Consider the following 22,986-nt stretch of genomic DNA (forward strand, 5'->3'; position numbering starts at 1 on the left):
ATGTATGAGAACACACTCTCATACATTTTTTGCAATACAACTACTTCTATATCTTCTAGCCGGAGGTATAATCTATGACATTTTGGCAATTTGCATTTAAAAACGTCACGCGCAACTCGAGAGCTTATTTTGCTTACTTTGTAAGTAGTTCCTTTTCCATTGCTGTGTTCTTTTCGTTTGCTGTTTACTTATTCCATCCGAAATTACAAAACTTTGACATGACCTCTGAAATTTCAGGATTAATGATATTTTCAGAAGTAGTAATTGTATTTTTCTCTTTCTTCTTTTTACTATATTCCATTGGTACTTTTTTAAAAGTTAGAAAAAAACAATTTGGTGTTTTGACCATTTTAGGAATATCAAGAAAACAATTACATCGTCTTGTTTTTATGGAGAATATGTTAATCGGGATTTTATCTATCTTTTTCGGCATGCAGTTTGGAGTTGTTTTTTCTCAATTTTTTTTATTAGTAACAGCCAAACTTACGCATGTTCCAGGAATATATTTATACGGTCCTACTAACGCGTTTATTTTAACAACCATTGTTTTCCTTAGTCTTTTTATCATTGTATCTGCATTCACACCAATGCTTATTCGTACAAAAAAAGCGGTACACCTTTTAAAAACAAATGGTGGAAAACAAAAAGAAAGAAAACCATCCATACTTGTTTCATTATTTGGTGCGATTTGTTTATTTGGTGGTTATGCGTTAGCTGGAAATCCTAAATATTTCGTATCAGTAAGCCCGCAAATCGGTGTTATATATATGGTTTCGAGTATTTTCGTTATCCCAATGCTTGTTACAATAGGAACATATTTTTTCTTTTCTCAAATTAGTTTCTTACTGATTTATATTTTAAAGAAAAGAAGAAGATTTTATATGAAACGGATTAATATGCTTTGGATTTCAGATTTAGCAAACCGTATTCGGACGAATATTAATATGCTTTTTATTGTAGCGATGCTCTCTACAATTGCTTTCACAATGATCACGTTCCTATATGGATTCGGGAAATTTATTAAGCTAGAGGTGAATAGAACTTCCCCTTTCCCAATTTCTTATTTCTCTTATGATGCGAACCCTTTTGTTACAGAGCATTTAAATTGGCTTGAGCAACAATTACAAAAAGAGCATTTCCCTTATCAAAAAATAAAAGCTGATATATATGAAACACCACTAAAAGAAGATAAAGATATAGCTATTTATAATGACGTATACGCAATTAAGCAAAGTGACTATAACAAACTTGCGAATTCTTTACGAATGAAACAACTATTTATGGATGATAACGAAGCATATGTGTTAACAGGGACATCTTATATCACCATATTCAACGAATTTGAGCAAAGCTACAATAGAGATTACATTACACTCTCTAGTACAAATACGAAATTAAGAGTTAAAGGCTATGAGCATGTAAACGCAATCCCATCTGACTTTTCATATCAAACGATAGTGTTGCCTGATGTTATCGTAAATAACTTACCTAACACCGTAAAACATATATCAGCATACAATTACAAAATTCAAAACTGGGAACAGACATATGAAATTGCTGATAATTTTATAAAAAAAGTGCAAAAAGATCGAAATAAATACCAGTATGAAGGGCCTCTTATTCGATCCTTTGAATCAGCAGGATCGTTATACAAAATAACATCAGGTAGTGCCGCGTACTTCCTAATCGGGACATTTTTAGGAGTTATTTTCTTCATTGGAGCTGGTAGCGTTCTTTACTTTAGAATGTATACGGATTTGACGAACGAACAAAAGAAATATATAACGATTTCTAAAATCGGTGTAACAGATACAGAGATGAAACGATCTGCAACCATTCAACTTAGTATTTTATTTTTCATTCCGTACATTATGGCATCCATTCATACAATGTTCGCAACAAAAATGCTACAAGATGTAATTGGTTTATCTCTGTTCAAAGAAATTTCAGCCGTTCTTATTATTTTTGGATTCGTTGAAATCGTATTTTTCTTATTCATTCGTTCACTTTATATGCAAAAATTATCACATTACACGAGTGGACAAAATATTTAAAACAAACTTGATGAAAAGAGTATCTCTCATACTCTTTTCATCTTCACCCTATTAGGAGGTTTAGGTGAATGACATTTTGGCAGTTTGCATTTAAAAACGTCACAAGAAACGCCAGAGCTTATTTCGCCTATTTTGTAAGCAGTGCGTTCTCCATCGCAATCTTTTTCTCATTTGCAGTTTATTTATTTCATCCTAAATTGCATATGACAGACGTGAATTTTTCTCTGAACATATTAATGACAATTTCAGAAGTTGTCATTGTGTTCTTTTCATTTTTCTTTTTACTGTATTCAATCGGGACGTTTTTAAAAGTACGAAAAAAACAGTTCGGGATTTTAACAGTGCTTGGCATATCTCAAAAACAATTAAAGCGACTCATATTTATAGAAAATATGTTAATTGGTGCTCTTTCTATATTTTTTGGCATTCAACTTGGACTTGTCTTTTCACAGTTCTTTTTGTTAGTTACCGCCAAAATTACACACGTACCTGGTTTATATTTATATCCGCCTACAAGTGCTATCGTTTTAACTATCATCATCTTTCTCGGCCTCTTCATTCTCGTATCATCTTTTACACCGATGCTCATTCGCACGAGAAAAGCCGTACGTCTTTTAAAAGAAGGAAAACAACAAAAAGAAAGAAAAGCATCCGTGCTCATCTCTCTATTTGGTGCGACCTGTTTAATATGTGGATATGCGTTAGCCGCAAATCCGCTGTATTTTATGTCGCTAGGTGACATAATTGGGCTTTTATATGCCGTCTCTAGTATATTTGTCATCCCATCGCTTATTGCAGCTGGAACATACTTTTTCTTTTCACAAATTAGTTTTTTACTTATTCGTATTTTAAAAACACGAAGAAAGTTTTATATGAAACGAATTAATATGCTTTGGATTTCAGATCTAGCATCACGTATTGGGACAAACATTAACATGCTCTTTATTGTAGCGATGCTATCGACGCTCGCTTTTACAATGATTACATTCTTATATGGCTTCGGGAAATTTACAAAGTTTGATGCGATTAGACAAAATCCTTTCCCGTTTACTTATTTATCGCATACTGAAAATACGTTAGCTGATGAACATTTAAACTGGTTAGAGCAGAAATTTAATGAAGAGCACTTTACTTATACAAAATTTAAAACAGATATATATGAAGTATCTTCAGCTGAAGATAACACGCAGCTCTATTATGCCATTAAACAAAGTGACTATAATGTACTTGCTAAGGCTTTAAATTGGGAAACGCTCACGGTCAATAAGAATGAATCTTATATTCTTATGAAAGACTTAGATGATCAAGTTATTGGAACGCTCCATAATAAAGAACAGAAAAATACTCTTACACTTACTCAAAACAATTTACAACTACAAGTGAAAGAATATAAAAGTTATAGCCCATTCCCAAACAGCTTAATATACCAATTACTCATACTATCTGATGAAAATGTAGAAGCCTTATCCACCGTTTCCAAACAAATGAGTGTATATAACTTCAAAGTTACAGATTGGGAAAAAGCACATAATATCGGTTCATCGTTTATAACAAAAATCCATAACGATAATGCAGCAATTCAAGCAGAGCATCCACCTTTCCATGCAAGTGAAGCGAGCGATTCTCTATATAAGACAAAACTAAATGTCGCTTCGTTCTTCTTAATTGGTACTTTCCTAGGAGTTATTTTCTTTATCGGTGCTGGCAGTGTTCTTTACTTCCGGATGTATACAGATTTAACAAATGAGCAAGAAAAATATATAACGATTACGAAAATCGGCTTAACTGAGACTGAAATGAAACGTTCAGCGACAATTCAGCTTGCGATTCTTTTCTTCGTACCTTACATTATGGCATCAATCCATACGATGTTTGCGACAAAGATGCTACAAGAAATATTACATCTCTCGTTCTTCGCTGAAATTACAGTCGTACTGTTGATTTTTGGAACAGTTGAAATTTTATTTTTCCTTTTAATTCGTTCCTTTTATATGCAAAAATTATCACAACATATTAAGTTTTAAAGGATAGAAAGGTGATTACTATGGAAGAAGTTTTACACATAAAAAACGTCTCAAAAGTGTATGAAGGAAAAGTTCCTCATACTGCTTTAAAAAATATAAATTTACATGTAGATAAAGGTGAATTCGTCGCTATCATGGGACCATCTGGCAGTGGTAAATCTACATTTTTAAACGTTATCTCTACAATTGATTCCCCTACTTCTGGTGATGTCGTTATTAACGGAAAAAAACCGCACACATTTCGTAGAGAGAAGTTAGCTATTTTCCGCCGACAAGAGTTAGGATTTGTTTTCCAAAACTTTAATCTACTAGATACACTAACAATCGGTGAAAATATCGTACTACCTTTAACATTAGATAATGTTCCATTAAAAGAAATGGATGAAAAGCTTGATAACATTTCAAAAAAGCTTGGAATTGATCATATTTTGGACAAGCGTATTTTTGAAGTTTCTGGGGGACAAGCACAGCGTACCGCAGTAGCACGTGCTGTTATTCATCACCCTTCTCTCTTACTAGCCGATGAACCGACAGGAAACTTAGATTCAAAAGCGGCAATTGACGTAATGGAGTTATTTACGAAATTAAATAAAGAAGAAGATGCAACGATTTTAATGGTTACGCACGATCCGTTTGCAGCAAGTTATTGTAACCGTGTTATTTTCATTAAAGATGGAGAGCTTTACAATGAACTACACCGCGGATTATATCGCGAGAAATTTTATCAAGAAATATTAGATGTTCTAGCGTTATTAGGAGGAAGACGTGGATGACATTTTGGCAATTCGCATTTAAAAATGTCTCGCGTAATTCGAAAGCATATTTCGCCTACTTTGTAAGTAGTGCTTTTTCTATCATGGTTTTCTTTTCATTTACTGTATACGCGTATCATCCGCGCTTACAGAGTGTACAAAGCTTTCAAGAACGTGATCCTCTAATGAACTTAGCTAGTACAGCACAACTTGTGATCGTTATGTTCTCGTTCTTCTTTCTCTTATATTCAATTGGAACATTTTTAAATGTTCGGAAGCAGCAATTCGGGATACTCACTATTCTTGGTATCTCACAGAGACAATTAAAAAGATTGTTATTTACCGAAAACATGATAATTGGGATATTATCTATCTTTATCGGCATTCAAGGTGGACTTGTATTTTCTAACTTTTTCTTATTAGTCACTTCGAAATTAACAAGTGCGAAAGGTCTCTATTTATATTGGCCAACAGAAGCGATTATCGTTACAACCGTAACGTTTATCATTTTATTTTTAATCGTTTCTACATTTACACCAATGTTTATTCGTACTCGAAAGACAGCCCACCTCATTAAAGGGAACAAGAAAATGCCAGCTGAAAAAAGACCATCTATACTCATCTCTTTATTCGCTTTAATTTGTTTAGGGCTATGCTATTATATCGCTGGTTATCCGCGAGGCTACGTAACGGAAAAAAATGTGCAAAATGGATCTGTCTTTTTTATTATGTTATCTATTTTACCGCTCGTAATAGTCGGGACATATTTATTCTTTTCACAAACATTCCTTCTTTTCATCTATATTTTAAAGAAGCGCAGAAAGTTTTATTTGAAACAAATAAATATGTTATGGATTTCAGATTTAGTTTCTCGTACACGCAGTAATATTAATGTACTCTTTATTGTTTCTATGCTATCTGCACTTGCATTTACGATTATTATTGGATTATTCGCCGCTAATAACAATACGAAGGCATCAGTATTAGAGCGATATCCCGTTCCCTTCACGTATACATCAGAAGGTGACAATTCCCTTGAACAAAAGCATATTTCTACAATTGAAACGGAGCTTACAACTAATAATTTTCTTTACAAAAAATATAAGTTTACAGTATTAAAAGATACAGCTTCCAAAGAAGATATTATGCTTATGAAGATGAGTGATTATAACGCAATTGCTAAACAATTGAAAAGACCGGAAATAACAATCGATTCTACAGAAGTTTATATTATTTCTCGGCACTCACCAGAACTTCTCGATCTCGTATCTAATCCATTTGCAAAGCAAAATACGATTACACTCGGTTCTAATAAAAAAGAATTTCATATTAAAGGGTTTATTAATAAGGGAATCGAACCATCCTTTGCATTCCCACATTTAGCTGTCGTACAAGATTATGTATTTGATAATATGATTCCTCATATTGAAACAACTGTAATCTATAACTACTTCGTAGAAAACTGGGAAAATGCAATCGTTCCAACCAAAAATATGTTACGTGTTATTAGTGGCGATGCGCGTGAGTTCTACGAAAAGCATACAGAAGAGAACGCTCAAGTTCCTTTCTTCATACATACGGCTACGGATGAACTCATTTACGGTAAAGGAAATGCAGTTGCTCAATTCTTTATTTGGGCATTTCTCGGCTTTATTTTCTTTATCGGTGCGGCTAGTGTTCTATACTTCCGTATGTATAATGACTTAACAACTGAAAGACAAAAATATATTACGATTACAAAGCTTGGCTTAACTGAATCAGAAATGTTTCGCTCTGCAACGATTCAATTAGGAATTTTATTTTTCGTTCCTTACATCGTTGCTGGTGTTCACACATTATTTGCGGTTAAGTTTTTACAAAGCATGTTTTCTTTCTCCTTACTAAAAGAGACATGTATCGTACTCACCTTTTTCGGGATTATCGAGATCATTTTCTTCTTCTTAATCCGTTCTCTGTACATTAATAAATTATCACAGCATATAAAAATATGAATAAAATGGCCTTGTGCGTATTGCACAAGGCCATTTTCAATAGTTTTTAATAATTAGCAGCAATATCCGCCGTAGCCACCATATCCGTAGCCGCCGTAACCGCCATAACCACAACCGCCGCCTCCGCCGAAGCAGCTAGCACCGATGATAATTAATAAAATAAACAATACGATTAGAAGCGCAAAACCGCCTCCGCAACCATGTCTGCGGTTACAATCATCATGTCTGTGTTCACACTTTTCGCTCATTACCCTATTCCTCCTTTAGTATCATTCATAACAAGTTCCTCTTGTTCTAAATGAGGGGATTCCATTTATAGTATGTTTTCAGGGCGAATAGGAAGCTTGGCTTTCTTAAAAACGGGCTTGTTTCAGAAAATGAGCCTTATCAAGATGTAGGTATAAAACATTTGACATACTAATAATTTCTTACTAATATTTAATTGAACGATCAATCAATTTTTTGATTATACATTCAAATTATATAAATCAGGAGTTGAATAGCGTGACTGATTCTTTTATTGCAGAGGCTAGGCGTGAACAAATTATTCTTGCATGTATTGATACATTAGAAGAGGTTGGATATAACAACTTGAGCTTAACGAAGGTGGCAAAAAAGGCTAAGATTAGTACCGGACTTATTTCTTATCATTTTAATGATAAGCTTTACCTTATGAACCGTACATTACAATTTTTAGTTGCCAAACAACATGAATTTATTAGTAATCGAGTACTATTAGCTCAATCTGAAATAAATAAACTAGAGGCTTTTATTGAAGCACACTTGGCTTATCAAGAAACTCATTACAAAAATAATATTGCCTTAATTGAGATTGTCTTTAATGCAAGAAATGAAGAGAACATTCCTTATTACAGAATCGAAGACGACGAAGAGGATGCTCTTAGAACGATGTTATTAGATATTTTGAAGACTGGACAACAAAATGGCGTGTTTTCTAACTCTTTTCAAACCGACACATTAGCTTCATTTATTTTAGGAGCAATCGAAGAAAGAATGTTGAAGGCAAATTCATCTATATCCATAGAAAATTACTCAGATGAGCTCATAAAAATGGTGAAAAAACTCACTATTTAAAACATGCCCTGGTTAAAAAATATATATAAGAAAGGATGAACTACACATGAAAAAGGCATCTGTCATTGGATTAGGTTTTTTAGAAAAGTTACTTGCTATAGTAAGTCCAATCCTTTTAGGCGTTATTGGATATTTTTCACCTAAATTAATAGAGATTATAAAAAAGATTCCTCTCTTTTCTGATTCAAAAATTATAGAACTTTTAAATTTTATTAATCCCTTCTGGCTTCCTATTATCCTCATGCTAATTGGTGTTATTGCAGGAATTTTATTTTCTTTAATTATTTATAGTGAAGCTTTAAAAATGAACATTACTTCGGAAAGCATTCACGTGAATAAGGACGATCAAAAGAAACAAATCACCAGATCAAATGTAAAAGCCGTTTTTGTAGATAAGCGTCAAGTGGTTATCATTGATCAAGAAGACCGAGAATGGTTACGTGAAACATCTGACATTACCCCAAGCAAAATTAAAGATACTTTCTTAATGCACGACTTCCCCTGGGTGGAACAAGATCCTTATAAACATGAGTATAGCTTATGGAAATTAGAGGATGCGCGATTTAATAAAAGCATAAATACTATTTTGTATGAAAGACGAAATGCCCTTCGAGAAGGAAACTCGAAAAAAAAGAAGCATTTACGCAAAGATTTGAATGAGCTAGGAGTCTTTGTCAAAGACGATGGAGAAAATCAGTATGTCCGTTCTATTAAATAATAGGACAATAGAAAAAAGATATAAAAAGCACCTTGCCCTGTATATTTGTAAGTAACTACGATTAAAAAATAGCAAAACCCACAGAGAATTTGAATTTCTCCTGTGGGTTTTATTAATTAAAATGGGCTTTTCTCCCTAAAGAAACATATTCAACAAAAGAGCAAAACCAAATGCAATAAATGATAACAATGTCTCGAGTACCGTCCACGTTTTAAATGTTTCCTTCACCGTCAAACCTAAATACTCTTTTACAAGCCAGAACCCTGCATCATTTACGTGAGAAAACATTAATGATCCTGCACCGGTTGCAATAACTAGCAACTCTAAATTCACACCAGACATGTGCTGAATAACTGGTGAAACAATCCCTGCTGCTGTCGTTAATGCTACTGTAGCTGAACCTGTTGCAATTCGAATTAATCCAGCTACCATGAAAGCTAATACAATTGGTGATAACGAAATATGTTCTGCCATTTGCGCAATCGCCGTTCCAACGCCACTTTCAATTAATATTTGTTTAAATCCACCGCCTGCACCAATTATTAAAATAATAGAACCGACAGGCAATAAACTTTCATCTGTTAATTTTTTAATCATCTTTTTATTAATACCTTGTTTGATACCAAGTAAATAAAATGCTGCGAAACATGAAATAAGTAAGGCGATTACTGGACTCCCTATAAACACAAAAAATTCAGTCAATTTTTTCGGTAATGAAATATATGGTGCAACTACTGATAAAATCATCAATACAACTGGTAATAAAATAATAAAGAATGAAACTTTACGACTTGGCAAATCAGTTGATACTGTCGTAACTCGAACAAGCTCCGGTTCATTTTCAGGTATAACCCTCTTATGTACCCACTTTGCAAATATTGGGCCTGCGATAATGGCTGTTGGTAACGCGATAATTAATGAATATAAAAGTACCTTTCCTAAGTTCGCGTTATAAATACCGATTGCTGTCATCGCCCCTGGATGTGGTGGTACGAGCCCGTGAACAATAGATAATCCTGCAATGACAGGTAACGCAATTAATAATATATTTTGCTTCGTCGTTTTTCGAATTGAAATAACGAGTGGTAATAAAATGACAATCCCCACTTCAAAAAATACGGGAATCCCTATAACAAACCCTGCAAATAACATAGCCCAAGGTAGTTTCTTTACACCGAAAAATCGAATAAAGAAATCTGCCACTTGCATGCCGGCCCCTGAATCGGACATCATTTTCCCTAAAATTGTTCCGAGAGCTAAAATACCAACTAAATGCCCTAGTACACTACCAACACCAGTTTCATAGGCAGTCACTATTTTCGTTACATTCAGTCCAGACATAATGGCTAAAAATAAACTCGCAACTGTTAAACTAATAAATGCATGCCATTTCCACCATGATACCCCTAAAATAACAATTGTGATCGCAAGTAACGTGACGATTAATAAGTATATATCCATCTCCCATTCCCCTTACTTTTATCCCGATTGGTGTGAGCTAATAATTAGTGGATGATGCCCTCCTCCACTAATTAAAGTTTTACTTTATAAAAAAAGAGGGAACATCCCCTCTTTTTTATACGTCATAATTCACTACATAATGCTGCATCTCTGTATTGTAGTAGCCTTCGCTATATTCAATTACTTCGCCAACTTCATCATAAGAATAGCGCATACGTTTTAATAGCGCTGTCCCCTCTTTTTCACCTAGCGCTTCTGCAACGAAACTAGGCGCGAGTCCAACAGCGAATTCATCTCTGAAGTTTTCTAAGTGAATGCCTCGGTCTTCAACTAAATCATAAAGCGATTGCAAGTCAAAGTCCGATAAATCTGTACTTGCCATTCCTGCTGAGAAATAGTGCGTATAATGAATGTAAGGTGCATCATTTAACGTATATAAACGTTCAATACGAAAACTCTCCTTGCCGAATAATCGAAATGGCACCGTTCCTTCTTCATTATGAACGATTTCTGCTTTTAGCAATTTCTTTTGTACTTTATATCCTTCTTCCACTAACACTTCTGTAAATTTCTTACCTTTTGACAACTTTGTCGCAGAAGTATTACGGATAACTTTCGTTCCTTTACCGCTTTTCTTTTCTAAATATCCTTCTTGAGCGAGTTCTTTAATTGCATTACGCACTGTAATTTTGCTCACTTTGAACTCTTCTTCTAACTGCGGTTCAGAAGGAATATTCGTATGAATCGCATATACACCATGCAATATTCGATCACGAATAATATTTTTTATTTGTAAATATAATGGTCCTTTTTTCCTCGTTACGTTCACCGTTACACCCACTACCTTTCTACATCACCTACTGATGCCGTCATTGCCCGAAGTATATCCTTCTCTGATGACATGGGCGTATCACCGACGATTGTATGTGCAAGCATTCCAGCTGCTGACGCAAATGAAACAGCTTTCTCTGGTGCAAACTCTTTTATCTCGCCATGAATAATCCCGCTCGTATAAGCATCTCCAGCACCTATTCTATCATATACAGAAAACGTAAGTGTTTTTGCAAAAGTGAACGCACCATCTTTACATATAAATCCGCGAAGCGATTGTGTATTATCACTATTAATAGAGCGATGTGTACCAGCGATTGTAGCGATATGATATGTTTCAGCCACCTTTGGAATAAGATCAATAAGTTGTGCTTCTCGCTCCGTCTCCTCTGTTTTCATTCCAAGAACGAACATTGCATCTTTTTCGTTCATCATAACGATATCAGCAAGAGCCAACATTTCTTCATAATGCGGCTTTGCCTGTTCATATCCGTCTTCTCCCCAAAGTGATGGACGATAATTGCAATCAAAAACGACGGTTCCTCCGTTTTCTTTCACTGCTTTCGCTAAAGATTTCATATGATGGCGCACAGTATCATTCATCGCAAGTGTAATACCACAAAAATGAACGATATCAATTTCCTTTGCGATTTCTTCAAATTGATACATTTCTTCACATGCCATATTGAAGCTACTTTCTAGTCGATTCGAATACGTAACGCGGCTTGCACGTGCACCAAATCCATTTTCTAAAAAGTACATGCCGACATATTTGCCACCTCTTGAAACAAGTGAGGTTTGCACACCTAACTTTTGAATGTAAGATAATGCAGCATCTCCAACCGAATTTTCTGGTAAAGTTGAAATAAGAAAGCCTTCATGCCCGAGATGAGAAAGTGCCGCTACCACGTTCACACCTGTACCAGAAAAAGAGTAATTTAATGTGTTAGCTTGCGACAATAACTCATATCCAGGTACTTGCAGGCGCATCATTACTTCGCCGAATGCTGCAATTTTCTTACGCATATTGATCAACTAACTTCTTCACGACTGCTAATAATTCACGCACATCTTCTACTTTCGTGTTACCAGTTTCTTTATCAATAATAGAAGAGTACACGTGCGGGATAACTTGCTCTACATTTGCTTCAAGCGCAATACGTACAATTGTTTCGAAGTTTTCTTTATCAATTCCGCCTGTTGGCTCTAATGCAAATCCTTCTTCTGCACAAGCTTTCGCAACTGCGCGATATTCTTCTTCATGAGCTAGCCCTTTCATCGGGAAGTACTTCAATGAATTTCCGCCCATATCACGTACAAGTGCGATCGCTGTTTTAATTGGAACGATTGCTTTTTCTTCTCCAGCCGCACTAATTGGGCCAGTAGAAATATTTACGTAACCTACTTTTCCTGTTGGTGATACTAAACTATTAATCCAGCTATCCTTTTCGCCAAGATTTGCACGCGTTGCTCCAACTGAAGGGAACACTTGGTTAATATGGCTACCAGGATAATGCTTCGAAATTTCAGCTACAACTGCCGCTTGGCGATTATCTCCTGCGCCTAGTCCGATTGATACAGCGTCATCAATTTCTTTTCCGTATGCTTTCATAGCTGTAACTGCTTCTTCTACTGTTGGGTAGTCTTTTGATAACACTCCCACTACTACATAACCTTCTGCTGCTTCAAAAATATCTTTTGCATTTTCTATATTGTTTGCTAATACATTTAATGCTACGCGGCCTTTATAAAAACGTTTTTGAATGTTTGGCATTTTAGTTTCCCCCTACGATTTCTCTCAATTTTTCTTCAATTACATGTATGTCATCACCTTGAAGTGGACGTGGATCAATATCAAAGAATCCTTGTCTTACTCCGTAATCACGTGTATAAATGGCGATTTCCCCTTCGCGTAATGCAGTCACAACATCTCTTGCTGATTTGTTTAACTCTTTCTCGTTAATATGAATACGAGCTCTAAAGATTGCTCTTCCAGCTTCATCTTGAACGATCGTTACATTTACACCATTTAATTCTTTTAGCGGCATAAGTATTTGTAGCAATTCTTTTTCTTGCTCGCTCTTATCTTCTTTTACTCCGTACTCATCAAGCGCTTGAAGTAAGCCAAAAGTTGTCTCTTTCCCGACTTTCATACTTCTTCCGATGCAATGTAATTGCACTTTCAGCCATTCGATATATTTTCGTTTACCTCCAACAATACCAGAAGTAGGTCCTTCAATTGCCTTTGAACCACTATAAATGGCAAGGTCTGAATACTTCACATACTTTTGAATGTCTTCTTCAGCTGCTGCATCAACGATAAGCGGTACATTATTTCGCTGCGCAACTTCCCATGCTTCTTCAACAGAAATCATATTTTTTTGCACTGCATGATGTGATTTCACATAAAGAATTGCTGCTGTATTTTCACCAATTGCCTCTTCAATATGCTCTGCTTTCCCTTCATTTGCATAGCCAACTTCTACAAGTTTACCGCCGCCTAAATAAATCATCGTTTCAACAGGAGCACCGTATTGAACGTTATGACCTTTTAACATAATCACTTCGTTTTTCGCGATTACTTCTTGATGAATTCTTTCACTTTTACGGCGATTTCCTTCTGTAACGATACCAGCGATAGAAAGCGCAATTCCGCTCGATGCTGAATTTACAACGACCGCTGCCTCTGAATCTAGAATTCTCGCAATATGGTCTCCTGCTTTATCTACTAAATCAGCAATTTCCACATAATTTTGTCCACCATGTTTCATCGCATCCATTACCGTATCTGTAGGAGCAGATACACCTAAAATACTCATTCTACCGCTCGCATTAATTACTCTTTTTAATCCATACTTAGCATTCAATGAATGACCCATTGATTACAACCCCTTTCGTATCAATTCTTCTTTCAGCAACGCGCTGATCCCCTTCTGAATCAATTAACGTAACCTTCTCATCTTTCACCGTAAATAAAGTTAAGTTTGCAATATCGCCTTCTTGAATGCGGCCAAGCTCTGGTTTTTTCAGCCACTCTGCTGCATTTTTCGTAACCGCGTCAATTACTTCTTCTAGCGGATAACCTAAGTAAAGGAATTTCGAAAGAACGTGAGCCATACTATATACTGGACCGTGTATACGATTCTTTCGGTAAATATCTGTACTAATTGTATTAAAAGCAATATCGTGACGCTTCGCCGCCTCTGCTACTTTAAAAGAAAAACTAGCATTGCCATGACCAACATCTAAATGAACACCGCGCTTCACTGCATCTAGTAATACAGGTAGCGGTTTTCCTTCTTCATCAAATAAATTATTTTCTTTCCCGTTTAAGTAATGTGTAATCACATCATCTTTTTCTAAAAGAGGTACAACTTCCTCTATGCGAGGAGGGGCTGAACCGATATGTACCATAATCGGTAATGATGTTTCACGAGATAACGAGCGCGCTACATGAAGCGGTTCAATTCCACTATCACAAACGACACTTTTACTCATTCTCGCCTTTAACCCAACGATTACATCTTTATACTTTTCTACTGCTTCTATTACTTTCTCTTTATCTATCCATTCCATATTGGACAATTCATCAATTCGTTTCAAACCGATGCGAGAAATGTTTAAAAAGGCAAATAAATTCGTTTTTGCCTGTTCTCTACTTTTTACTAAATCTGCAATACGATCAGCTCCGCAGCTACCCGCATCAACAATTGTCGTTACCCCTTGCTTAACGCCAATTTCATCCACCTCATCGCCATACGGATCAAACTCCGGAAAAGCATGAACGTGCAAATCAATCCAGCCACTCGATACGTAAGTACCTGAGTAATCAAGAACCTTTCCACCTTCGCCAGCACCAGCTTTCGTCACCTGTGCGATTTTATTATGTTCAATTACAATGTCAATCTCTTCCCCGTTCACACGTTTTACATTACGTAGTACGAATCGTTCTGTCATTGTACTTCCACCCTTTTCTATAAGAAGCCATGAGAATACGCTTACATTAAAGTTTCATTTTATATGTCTTTCACACGTTTAGCGTAACATAAAAAAAGGGAGAAGTAAATATAACGTTATAATGTTTAATTTTATATTAAAATGTGAGTTTCCATTACATATTCGGACAACCTATAAGCAGGAGGGATATTCTTGAGACTTCGAATTTTATTATTTATAATTTTAATCATTTTATATGTACCAACAACGGTTAGCGCAGCCCCTCCATCACTCACGGCTGCATTTATCCGAGACCATCAGCTATGGATAAAGACAGGAAATCAAGAAATCCAAATCACAAAAAACCGATATGTGTATTCTCCGAAATGGTCTTATGACGGTAGGTTTATTGGTTATATTGATAGTGATGAAACGGGTAAAAAATCTAACTTATTCATTTATGATACGGAAGAGAAAATAAACTACCAGCCTTATGTAAGAGTCGTAACATCTGACTTTAAGTGGTCACCAAATAAAAATCAATTGGCTTACACTGATCAAGGTTTATTAAACGTTACAAAAATTAAAAATGGTCGCCCACAAGGTTTTGAAAATGTATCACTTGGGGTTAGTGATTTCGAATGGTTCCCGAACGGAAAGGAATTTATCGTCTCCTCACAATCCTGCTTGCGTCCGACCGGGTGGGGCACAATTCCACTTTATAAAATACCAGTTGATGCAAATCTTGCTAAAGATAAAATAAAGCCTTTTTATACGATTCAAACAAATGAAACTGATTTATTTGCGATTAACGCTAACTATTTCAAGTGGAGTTCTGATGGAAAGTGGATTAGCCTTTTGGCAAATCCTACTGCTTCTTTGGCAATGGATAGCAATACATTATGTGTTATCTCATCAAAAGGGAAACACTTTCGAACGATTGGTAACATGCTATGGTTCAAAGATTGGATGAAGTGGGCTCCATCAACTAATCAACTGGCCTATATTTCAGGCGAAGGAAGGTTTTTTGTAGAAAATAAAAAATTTACAGTTGCAGACATGGTAACAGCAAAACAACAAAAGGTCTACACACCTATCGGTTATGTAGACCTTGATTTAGAATGGCTTTCACCAAACAAAGTGGTTGTAGCTCGTGCAAAAGACAATAAGGTATGGAAAGAAGGCCCTGTTCCGAAGATGTTTACAACACTTTATACGATTAATATAAAAACAGAAGAACAGAAACAAATCTCGTTCCCAAAACAGAATGAACGTGATGAAGACCCTCAAGTTATTGGACCTTATCTTACTTGGCTTCGCAAGAAAGCAAATATATATAAAGGCGATGTCTGGGTGAAGGATAGCTTACATAGTCAGGAGTATATGTGGCTGAAGAATGTTGATGAGGCTCCAATCTTTTTTACTAGGAATGAACGTCATTGAAGATGTGTTCATTACAACCCTCGTCATATAAAGTGAAACTTTAATCAGTGGGGGTTTTCTTCATCCCCCACTGATTATTAGCCCTCACCAATCGGACTTTTATGGGAGAATCAAGATTATCTATTCCTGAACCGTCACAATAACCCCATCCATATTATTCCCAGAAATTTCATACTGCTTATTCGCTGGAACATTCACTTTCCTGTTCCCGGAAACTTTATAATAAGAAACCGTATATTTCTTACCTTCCACATCGGTTGTGATTTCTTTTTTCTCTTTTAAGAAGTCCAAATATTCCTCTAGTGTAATTTTCTCCTTTTGCATAATAGCACTATGCGGTAATCCTACATAACGTATATGCCACGGCTCATATTGAATGCCTGTAATATGACTTTTATTTTTCGGATAACGTAAAACAAATCCGTGTTTCCATACATTATTCGCAATCCATTTTCCTTCAGGCGCTTTCTCCATCTTCTTTTGCGTAGATCCAACGTCGAGTGATAATCCTAAATTATGTTCACTGTATCCTGCTGGAAGTGCATAGTCAGATCCCATTTCTTTATATAACTTACTTTGTTCTTTAAAATCTCGATATCCGCTACTCATTAAGAAATGCTGTACTCCATCTTTTCCAGCTGCATCGACAACGTTCAAAAAATTTTCCACAACATCCTTTGATAAGCGAAGATTTCTATCAAATATGACGTAGCCTCTTACTAATTCACTATTATGATTTACATTTATAATGTCAGACCTAATACTATCTTTTTTAACTGGGTAATCTTTATTAACTAATAATAGATCCCCTTTATAAATGTCTTCTTTTGTAACCTCTATATTTTCCGTATTCGCAGCTCTTACCGTATTATCTTTGTCTGCAACTTTAACATCGATCTCTTTTTGAAATAATGGTGATATATAAACGCCTACACAGATTGTGCATGCTATAAAAAAAGAAATAAATACCCACTTTTTCATTTCTAGTTCCTCCTTCACGTAACTTACGTATAGAATAGAAAAAACTATTAAAATAAAAAGTGGGGTAAAGTTTAAATTTTTATTAAATTACTTCGCTCTCTTCTTTTGGCAATCTCACTTCAAATATCGTTCTAATTACATTACTTTCAGCAGAAATCTTTCCATCATGCTGCTCAACAATATTTTTCGCAATAAATAGCCCAAGGCCTGTACCACCTTGCTGCTCTGATCTTGCCTTATCACCTGTATAAAACATATCAAAAAGATACGGTAAATCTTCTTCCGGAATGCTATCTCCGTAATTAATAATTTGTACGACTACCTCTTCACCTTCAATGTACCCGTTCACATCAACAAACTTTCCATCATACCCGTAGCGAATCGCATTCGTTAACAGATTTTCAAATACTCTCGCTAATAATTTCCCGTCACCGTTAATAGGTAATTGCGGCGTGATATTCAATCTCGCTTCTAATTCCTTCTTTTCTAATAACGGATATAATTCTTCATCTAACTGAATAAGCAATTCACCTATATCAATTGGTCTTTTTTCCAGCTTCAGCATCCCATAATTCATTCTTGTGATTTCAAATAATTCATCAATTAAACTTTCCAGCCTTTCGGATTTCGTAAAAGCAATTGTGGAAAAATGTTTAATTTGTTCTTTCGTCAAATTCTCATCTTTAAGAATTAAATCTAAGTAACCTAAAACAGACGTTAACGGCGTTCTTAAATCGTGAGCTAAGTTAACAATAAGCTGGTCTTTACTACTTTCTGCAAAGTCGCCTCGTTCCACTGCTTCCTTTAATTTTTCACTCGCTACATTAATTTCACGTGCAATATATCCAAACTCATCATTTGATGACACGCGAACTTCATTTGTAAATTCTCCGTTTGCCAAATGGTGAATCCCATTTGAAATCTCATCAAAATATTTTACATACGGTCTAGTAAGGAAGAAGAAAAACATAATGGATAGAGGAATGAAAATAATTAAAAAGAAATTAACATCCCCAATTTGTCTTACCATGGAACGAAATTGAGCTAACGGGTCCTCAAAACGAACGACCAATTTATAATAAATTCGTAATCCTTCATAAATGATATACGTTACGCCACCAGCAAATATCATACTTAACGCAAATAGCATAACCATCTTCGAGCGAAAGCTTCTCATCTTTTTAGCCATTGAAAGTATAACCTACTCCCCACACTGTTTTGATTAACTTGTTCTTTCTTTTATCTTCCCCAAGTTTTTTCCGCAATGTACGAATATGTACCATAACTGTATTTCCACCTTCAAAATAATCATCTGCCCATACTTGCTGAAAAATATTTTCTACATTGTACACTTTCTTCGGATGGCTCGCTAATAAATATAAAATATCAAACTCTTTCGGTGTTAATTCAATTTGCTCTCCATAGACGTTCACTGTTCTTCGCTCAGGATCAATAATAACTCCGCCTACCTCTAAAGCTGATTTATTGTCCGCTACTTTCGGCTGATTTAACGTAAGAAATCGGCGTAATTGTGCATTTACACGTGCAACTAATTCAATCGGTGTAAAAGGTTTCGTCATATAATCATCTGCACCCAATACTAAACCTGTCACCTTATCAAAATCAGACGTTTTCGCACTTAAGAAAATGATTGGCATATGGTGCTTCGCGCGAATTTGGCGCGTCACTTCATATCCATCCATTTTCGGCATCATAATATCTAAAACCACTAAGTCGATTGGCTGCGTTTCAATAATATGAATTGCCTCTTCTCCATCCGCTGCTTTCACGACGTAGTAGCCTTCTTTTTCTAAATGTATCTCAATTAAATCAGCAATTTCTGCCTCATCATCCGCTATTAAAATTGAAATGCGCTTCATATTACTCCCCCTTATATACGCTCGATTGTAAACTAGTCTATCCAATTTGTACAATAAGAAAAGGTTACTCGCGGGAGTAACCTTAGTAAATGAAATTTATATCGGCGATTTTCGAAATATATCGACCACAACTTGAATTATATCAGCGATTTTTTTAATATATCGACGTTTCGACAAGGAATATCGACTTACCGACAATTAACGACGAAATTCGCCCGCTATTTGAAAGACTCAACCTACCGCTCCAAAACAATCCGCTGTTTCGTAATCTCCGCCAACCTTCCGCGGTCTACTTCATACTCAGCGGCAACGCTTTGCGGTACAATAACCTTTCCGCCTTCAAGCATCACTTCCGGCGAAATAATATCTTTCTCCCAATGTCGACTAGAGGCAGATATATCTCCTGGAATCGTAAAGTTCGGCAATGAAGCAAGCGCAACATTTTGTGCTCGTGAAATCCCCATCTCTACCATACCACCGCACCAAACGGGTATGTTATGCTCCATGCAATAATTATGGATTTGAATCGATTCTGTTAATCCGCCCACTCGCCCTGGTTTAATGTTAACGATGCGGCAGCTGCCAAGCGTAATCGCAACGCGTGCGTCTTCTAAACTATGGATGCTTTCGTCTAAACAAATGGGCGTTGCAATTTCCTTTTGCAACTGTGCATGATCGAGAAAATCGTAGTCCGCTAGTGGTTGTTCAATCATCATTAATTGAAATTCATCTAATCGTTTCAATTTCTCTGTATCCGCTAATGTATAGGCTGAATTTGCATCAGCCATTAACGGGATATGCGGAAACTCTTTACGAATTTCTTTCAATAACTCGTAGTCATGCTCTGGTTTTATTTTCACTTTAAAACGCTCGTATCCTTCTTCTGCATACTTCTCGATTTGTTTTAGCATAACCGGTATTGTATTGATACCAATCACAACACCAACTTCAATTTCAGTCCTAGTTCCGCCAAGTAACGTCGCTAGCGATTCCTGTTCTCGCTTCGCATATAAATCCCAAACAGCGCCTTCAATTCCGGCCTTTGCCATTCGGTTTCTTTTTATATGCTGAAACAAACCTGGCACTTCATTCGGATGAGAAATCTCCGCCTTTAATAAATCAGGTAATAAAAAATCTTGTAGTACATGCAATGCTGTCTTCACTGTTTCTTCCGTATACCAAGGTTCAGAGAACGCAACGACTTCTCCAAATCCAATGTATCCGTCCGTATCTTCTAATTCAATGACGATGCTCTCACGCTTCTCATACGTTCCGTAGCTTGCAGCAAACGGAATGACAAGTGGCATTTCCGTTATATGAAGTGTCGCTTTTTTTATTTCCACTTACCTCTCCTCCACTAATTCTCTTAACTCTCGTCTTAACAATTTTTTCGAAGCGTTACGTGGTAATTCCTCTAAGAAACATGCTTTCTTCGGCACTTTATATTTCGCTAATTTCTCCTCGCAAAAGTGAAGAATTTCTTCTTCTGTTACCGCCCCGCTTTTCACAACAAAAGCAGCGGGTACTTGTCCCCATTTATCATCAGTCATACCTACAACACCAGCTTCCGCTATCGCTGGATGGGACAGCAACACTTCTTCAATTTGAGCCGGATATATATTCTCTCCGCCAGAAATAATTAAATCACTGCGGCGATCTAATACGTATAAAAATCCTTCTTCATCTAAATAACCGAGGTCGCCAGTATGAAGCCATCCGTTTTGAATAGTCTCACGCGTCGCATCTTCACGGTTAAAGTAACCACTTGTTACGTTCGGTCCTTTTACTACGATTTCACCTTCCGCATGTGGCGGCACTACTACGCCGTCTTTTTCAATACGAAGTTGGCACTGAAATAGTGGCTTTCCAGCTGATCCTACTTTCGTTAACATGTAATCTGCGGACAACGTACAAATTTGCGAAGACGTTTCTGTCATACCGTACGTTTGATACACAGGAATTCCTTTATCTACACATGTTTCGAGTAACGGTTTTGGCGCTGGTCCTCCGCCAAGTAACATACATCGTAAAGAAGAAGGATATGTTTCTTCTCCCAGTCTCTCTAATAAATCAGTTAACATTTTTGATACGACTGAAATAATCGTTACGCCTCTCGTTTGAAGTGCTGTATGAATAAAATCAGCATCATATTTCGGAACGAGTAAAATGCGCATGCCGTACATAATATTTTTCATTAGAAGAGATAACCCGCCAACATGGAACAGCGGCATACACGCTAACCAGCAATCATCATCACGAAGTCCTAAATTAAGCGAAGAGCCAACCGCGCTGGCCCAGTGATTTCCATATGTTAAAATAACGCCTTTCGGTTTCCCTGTCGTCCCTGACGTATAAATAATCGTCATCGCTTCTTCTAAAGAGAATTCTTCTTGTATAGAGGCTTCCTCTTTTGGTCCATTCATCACTTCGGCGAATGAATAGACAGGAACATCTTTAGCATCAAATTCTTGATCGGTCACTAAACAAATAACTTCAGCATCATCCATTTGCCAAAGTAGCTCTTCTCTTGAAAGACGCGTATTTAAAAGCACAGCTACTGCCCCTACGTACGATAGGGCGTGAATAACTGTAATCATCTCCATACCATTTTTCATCAGAACAGCCACCTTTTCCCCTCGCTTCACTCCTACATGCGTGAGGTGTTCACAAACAGATACTACCTTTTCATGCAGCTGCATAAAAGTAACTTTCTCTTCCTCTATTTCAATTGCAGTACGATCTGGTGTTAAAAATGCACGTTGCTTTAACCAATTTGGCATCGTCTCCATCATACATTCTCCTTTCATGAAAGAAAGAGACTTGATGTGACATCAAGTCTCTTAGTTGTTTTGTTTCCGGTTTGATCATTTGGTTGCGACTCACTTTGTGGGCGAGCCGCTTACGTCTAAGAACCTTAGTCAACGGGGCTAAACAGTCGGCTCCGCTTTTGATTTGATCAAGGGAAACGAGGGAATTGACCGAAGTCCGGACTGCGTTTTTCTTTGAATGCGTCGCGACCTTCTTTTGCTTCGTCAGTTGTGTAGTACAATAACGTTGCATCTCCAGCTAGTTGTTGAATACCAGCTAGACCGTCTGTGTCTGCGTTGAATGCAGCTTTTAGGAAACGAAGTGCCATTGGGCTGTTTGCTAAGATCTCTTGTGCCCATTGTACTGTTTCTGCTTCAAGTTGTTCTAATGGTACTACTGTATTTACTAAGCCCATATCAAGCGCTTCCCCAGCACTGTATTGACGGCATAGGTACCAAATTTCGCGAGCTTTCTTGTGGCCTACCATACGAGCTAAGTAACCAGCTCCGTATCCACCGTCAAAGCTTCCTACTTTAGGACCTGTTTGTCCGAATACAGCGTTGTCTGCAGCGATTGTTAAGTCACATACGATATGAAGTACGTGTCCTCCACCGATTGCATAACCTGCTACCATTGCGATAACTGGTTTAGGAATTGCACGAATTAGACGTTGTAAGTCTAATACGTTTAGACGTGGGATTTGGTCGTCACCTACATATCCACCATGACCACGAACTTTTTGGTCGCCGCCAGAACAGAATGCACGTCCACCTTCACCTGTTAAAATGATAACGCCAACATTTGCATCATCACGAGCTTGTGCAAAAGCGTCGATTAACTCCATTACCGTTTTTGGACGGAATGCGTTATGTACTTCAGGACGGTTAATCGAAATTTTTGCGATACCATTGTATGTTGAATAAATAATATCTTCGTAATTGCCTTCTTTTACCCATTCAATAGCCATTACAACTACCTCCTTGTATATTTCTGATCTCATCTATAAGTGTAA

General features: G+C 36.6%; 20 protein-coding genes. 7 read left to right on the forward strand and 13 right to left on the reverse strand.

Translation table 11 applies throughout. The features are described 5' to 3' along the window. Nucleotides 1-74: 74 nt before the first annotated feature. From ACS2CR_RS01680 to ACS2CR_RS01695, 4 genes are all read left to right on the forward strand, one after another. Nucleotides 75-2,054: an ABC transporter permease gene (locus ACS2CR_RS01680; protein WP_153602467.1), complete on the forward strand. Its 1,980-nt coding sequence runs from the start codon at nucleotides 75-77 to the stop codon at nucleotides 2,052-2,054. A gap of 68 nt (nucleotides 2,055-2,122) precedes the next feature. Beyond that, on the forward strand, nucleotides 2,123-4,078 hold the full coding sequence (locus ACS2CR_RS01685; RefSeq protein WP_153602466.1) for an FtsX-like permease family protein: 1,956 nt from the start codon (nucleotides 2,123-2,125) through the stop codon (nucleotides 4,076-4,078). A gap of 20 nt (nucleotides 4,079-4,098) precedes the next feature. Then, on the forward strand, nucleotides 4,099-4,851 hold the full coding sequence (locus ACS2CR_RS01690; protein WP_000393250.1) for an ABC transporter ATP-binding protein: 753 nt from the start codon (nucleotides 4,099-4,101) through the stop codon (nucleotides 4,849-4,851). Beyond that, nucleotides 4,848-6,821: an FtsX-like permease family protein gene (locus ACS2CR_RS01695; RefSeq protein WP_000144954.1), complete on the forward strand. Its 1,974-nt coding sequence runs from the start codon at nucleotides 4,848-4,850 to the stop codon at nucleotides 6,819-6,821. The genes ACS2CR_RS01690 and ACS2CR_RS01695 overlap by 4 nt, the downstream gene beginning before the upstream one ends. A 53-nt stretch (nucleotides 6,822-6,874) precedes the next feature. On the opposite strand, the gene ACS2CR_RS01700 is transcribed toward ACS2CR_RS01695, so the two are convergent. Next, nucleotides 6,875-7,069 (reverse strand): YjcZ family sporulation protein, encoded by a 195-nt coding sequence (locus tag ACS2CR_RS01700; RefSeq protein ID WP_001290395.1) that lies wholly within the window; start codon nucleotides 7,067-7,069, stop codon nucleotides 6,875-6,877. 256 nt (nucleotides 7,070-7,325) lie between these two features. On the opposite strand from ACS2CR_RS01700, the gene ACS2CR_RS01705 reads away from it, so the two are divergent. After that, complete coding sequence (locus ACS2CR_RS01705; RefSeq protein ID WP_000132246.1) at nucleotides 7,326-7,916, forward strand: TetR/AcrR family transcriptional regulator; 591 nt, start codon at nucleotides 7,326-7,328, stop codon at nucleotides 7,914-7,916. 46 nt (nucleotides 7,917-7,962) lie between these two features. Then, on the forward strand, nucleotides 7,963-8,634 hold the full coding sequence (locus tag ACS2CR_RS01710) for a YqeB family protein (protein WP_000710356.1): 672 nt from the start codon (nucleotides 7,963-7,965) through the stop codon (nucleotides 8,632-8,634). A gap of 135 nt (nucleotides 8,635-8,769) precedes the next feature. On the opposite strand, the gene gntP is transcribed toward ACS2CR_RS01710, so the two are convergent. From gntP to ACS2CR_RS01740, 6 genes are all read right to left on the reverse strand, one after another. Continuing rightward, nucleotides 8,770-10,095 carry a gluconate permease GntP gene (gntP, locus tag ACS2CR_RS01715; RefSeq protein WP_000356201.1) on the reverse strand — a complete coding sequence of 442 codons (1,326 nt, stop codon included), beginning with the start codon at nucleotides 10,093-10,095 and terminating at the stop codon, nucleotides 8,770-8,772. Between the two features lie 115 nt (nucleotides 10,096-10,210). Next, nucleotides 10,211-10,936 carry a GntR family transcriptional regulator gene (locus tag ACS2CR_RS01720; protein WP_000539261.1) on the reverse strand — a complete coding sequence of 242 codons (726 nt, stop codon included), beginning with the start codon at nucleotides 10,934-10,936 and terminating at the stop codon, nucleotides 10,211-10,213. Continuing rightward, the gene (locus tag ACS2CR_RS01725) at nucleotides 10,936-11,952 is read right to left on the reverse strand and encodes a sugar kinase (protein WP_053514581.1); all 1,017 of its coding nucleotides are present in this window, start codon (nucleotides 11,950-11,952) and stop codon (nucleotides 10,936-10,938) included. Before ACS2CR_RS01725 ends, ACS2CR_RS01720 begins: the two co-directional genes overlap by 1 nt. Beyond that, nucleotides 11,945-12,700, reverse strand: a complete 756-nt coding sequence (dagF, locus tag ACS2CR_RS01730; RefSeq protein WP_053514580.1) for a 2-dehydro-3-deoxy-phosphogluconate aldolase — start codon at nucleotides 12,698-12,700, stop codon at nucleotides 11,945-11,947. Before dagF ends, ACS2CR_RS01725 begins: the two co-directional genes overlap by 8 nt. 1 nt (nucleotide 12,701) lies before the next feature. Beyond that, a complete protein-coding gene (locus tag ACS2CR_RS01735) occupies nucleotides 12,702-13,805 on the reverse strand; it encodes a DgaE family pyridoxal phosphate-dependent ammonia lyase (protein ID WP_053514579.1) in 1,104 nt (367 codons plus the stop codon). Continuing rightward, a complete protein-coding gene (locus ACS2CR_RS01740) occupies nucleotides 13,783-14,883 on the reverse strand; it encodes an amidohydrolase/deacetylase family metallohydrolase (protein ID WP_053514578.1) in 1,101 nt (366 codons plus the stop codon). Before ACS2CR_RS01740 ends, ACS2CR_RS01735 begins: the two co-directional genes overlap by 23 nt. A 192-nt stretch (nucleotides 14,884-15,075) precedes the next feature. Between ACS2CR_RS01740 and ACS2CR_RS01745 the strand changes: the two genes are divergently transcribed. After that, complete coding sequence (locus ACS2CR_RS01745) at nucleotides 15,076-16,305, forward strand: hypothetical protein (RefSeq protein WP_053514577.1); 1,230 nt, start codon at nucleotides 15,076-15,078, stop codon at nucleotides 16,303-16,305. Between the two features lie 120 nt (nucleotides 16,306-16,425). Here the strand turns inward: ACS2CR_RS01745 and ACS2CR_RS01750 are convergent, their stop codons facing one another. From ACS2CR_RS01750 to menB, 6 genes are all read right to left on the reverse strand, one after another. Then, nucleotides 16,426-17,286, reverse strand: coding sequence for a M15 family metallopeptidase (locus ACS2CR_RS01750; RefSeq protein ID WP_016110858.1), 861 nt, complete (start codon nucleotides 17,284-17,286; stop codon nucleotides 16,426-16,428). A gap of 82 nt (nucleotides 17,287-17,368) precedes the next feature. Beyond that, complete coding sequence (locus tag ACS2CR_RS01755) at nucleotides 17,369-18,475, reverse strand: HAMP domain-containing sensor histidine kinase (RefSeq protein ID WP_016110859.1); 1,107 nt, start codon at nucleotides 18,473-18,475, stop codon at nucleotides 17,369-17,371. Beyond that, the gene (locus ACS2CR_RS01760) at nucleotides 18,468-19,166 is read right to left on the reverse strand and encodes a response regulator transcription factor (RefSeq protein WP_016110860.1); all 699 of its coding nucleotides are present in this window, start codon (nucleotides 19,164-19,166) and stop codon (nucleotides 18,468-18,470) included. The genes ACS2CR_RS01755 and ACS2CR_RS01760 overlap by 8 nt, the downstream gene beginning before the upstream one ends. A 236-nt stretch (nucleotides 19,167-19,402) precedes the next feature. Next, nucleotides 19,403-20,509, reverse strand: coding sequence for an o-succinylbenzoate synthase (gene menC / locus ACS2CR_RS01765; RefSeq protein ID WP_016110861.1), 1,107 nt, complete (start codon nucleotides 20,507-20,509; stop codon nucleotides 19,403-19,405). Continuing rightward, the gene (locus tag ACS2CR_RS01770) at nucleotides 20,510-21,955 is read right to left on the reverse strand and encodes an o-succinylbenzoate--CoA ligase (protein ID WP_053514576.1); all 1,446 of its coding nucleotides are present in this window, start codon (nucleotides 21,953-21,955) and stop codon (nucleotides 20,510-20,512) included. It lies immediately after the preceding gene. A 167-nt stretch (nucleotides 21,956-22,122) separates the two neighbouring features. Beyond that, nucleotides 22,123-22,941: a 1,4-dihydroxy-2-naphthoyl-CoA synthase gene (gene menB, locus ACS2CR_RS01775; protein ID WP_000963884.1), complete on the reverse strand. Its 819-nt coding sequence runs from the start codon at nucleotides 22,939-22,941 to the stop codon at nucleotides 22,123-22,125. Nucleotides 22,942-22,986: the final 45 nt, after the last annotated feature.

Source organism: Bacillus cereus group sp. BceL291 (genome assembly GCF_051776705.1).
Lineage (GTDB): Bacteria > Bacillota > Bacilli > Bacillales > Bacillaceae_G > Bacillus_A > Bacillus_A cereus.

Coding starts and splice junctions, on each gene's coding strand:
- ACS2CR_RS01680 (WP_153602467.1), top strand. CDS start 75: ATGACATTTTGGCAATTTGCATTTAAAAACGTCACGCGCAACTCGAGA.
- ACS2CR_RS01685 (WP_153602466.1), top strand. CDS start 2,123: ATGACATTTTGGCAGTTTGCATTTAAAAACGTCACAAGAAACGCCAGA.
- ACS2CR_RS01690 (WP_000393250.1), top strand. CDS start 4,099: ATGGAAGAAGTTTTACACATAAAAAACGTCTCAAAAGTGTATGAAGGA.
- ACS2CR_RS01695 (WP_000144954.1), top strand. CDS start 4,848: ATGACATTTTGGCAATTCGCATTTAAAAATGTCTCGCGTAATTCGAAA.
- ACS2CR_RS01700 (WP_001290395.1), bottom strand. CDS start 7,069: ATGAGCGAAAAGTGTGAACACAGACATGATGATTGTAACCGCAGACAT.
- ACS2CR_RS01710 (WP_000710356.1), top strand. CDS start 7,963: ATGAAAAAGGCATCTGTCATTGGATTAGGTTTTTTAGAAAAGTTACTT.
- gntP (WP_000356201.1), bottom strand. CDS start 10,095: ATGGATATATACTTATTAATCGTCACGTTACTTGCGATCACAATTGTT.
- ACS2CR_RS01725 (WP_053514581.1), bottom strand. CDS start 11,952: ATGCGTAAGAAAATTGCAGCATTCGGCGAAGTAATGATGCGCCTGCAA.
- dagF (WP_053514580.1), bottom strand. CDS start 12,700: ATGCCAAACATTCAAAAACGTTTTTATAAAGGCCGCGTAGCATTAAAT.
- ACS2CR_RS01735 (WP_053514579.1), bottom strand. CDS start 13,805: ATGGGTCATTCATTGAATGCTAAGTATGGATTAAAAAGAGTAATTAAT.
- ACS2CR_RS01740 (WP_053514578.1), bottom strand. CDS start 14,883: ATGACAGAACGATTCGTACTACGTAATGTAAAACGTGTGAACGGGGAA.
- ACS2CR_RS01750 (WP_016110858.1), bottom strand. CDS start 17,286: ATGAAAAAGTGGGTATTTATTTCTTTTTTTATAGCATGCACAATCTGT.
- ACS2CR_RS01755 (WP_016110859.1), bottom strand. CDS start 18,475: ATGGCTAAAAAGATGAGAAGCTTTCGCTCGAAGATGGTTATGCTATTT.
- ACS2CR_RS01760 (WP_016110860.1), bottom strand. CDS start 19,166: ATGAAGCGCATTTCAATTTTAATAGCGGATGATGAGGCAGAAATTGCT.
- ACS2CR_RS01770 (WP_053514576.1), bottom strand. CDS start 21,955: ATGGAGACGATGCCAAATTGGTTAAAGCAACGTGCATTTTTAACACCA.
- menB (WP_000963884.1), bottom strand. CDS start 22,941: ATGGCTATTGAATGGGTAAAAGAAGGCAATTACGAAGATATTATTTAT.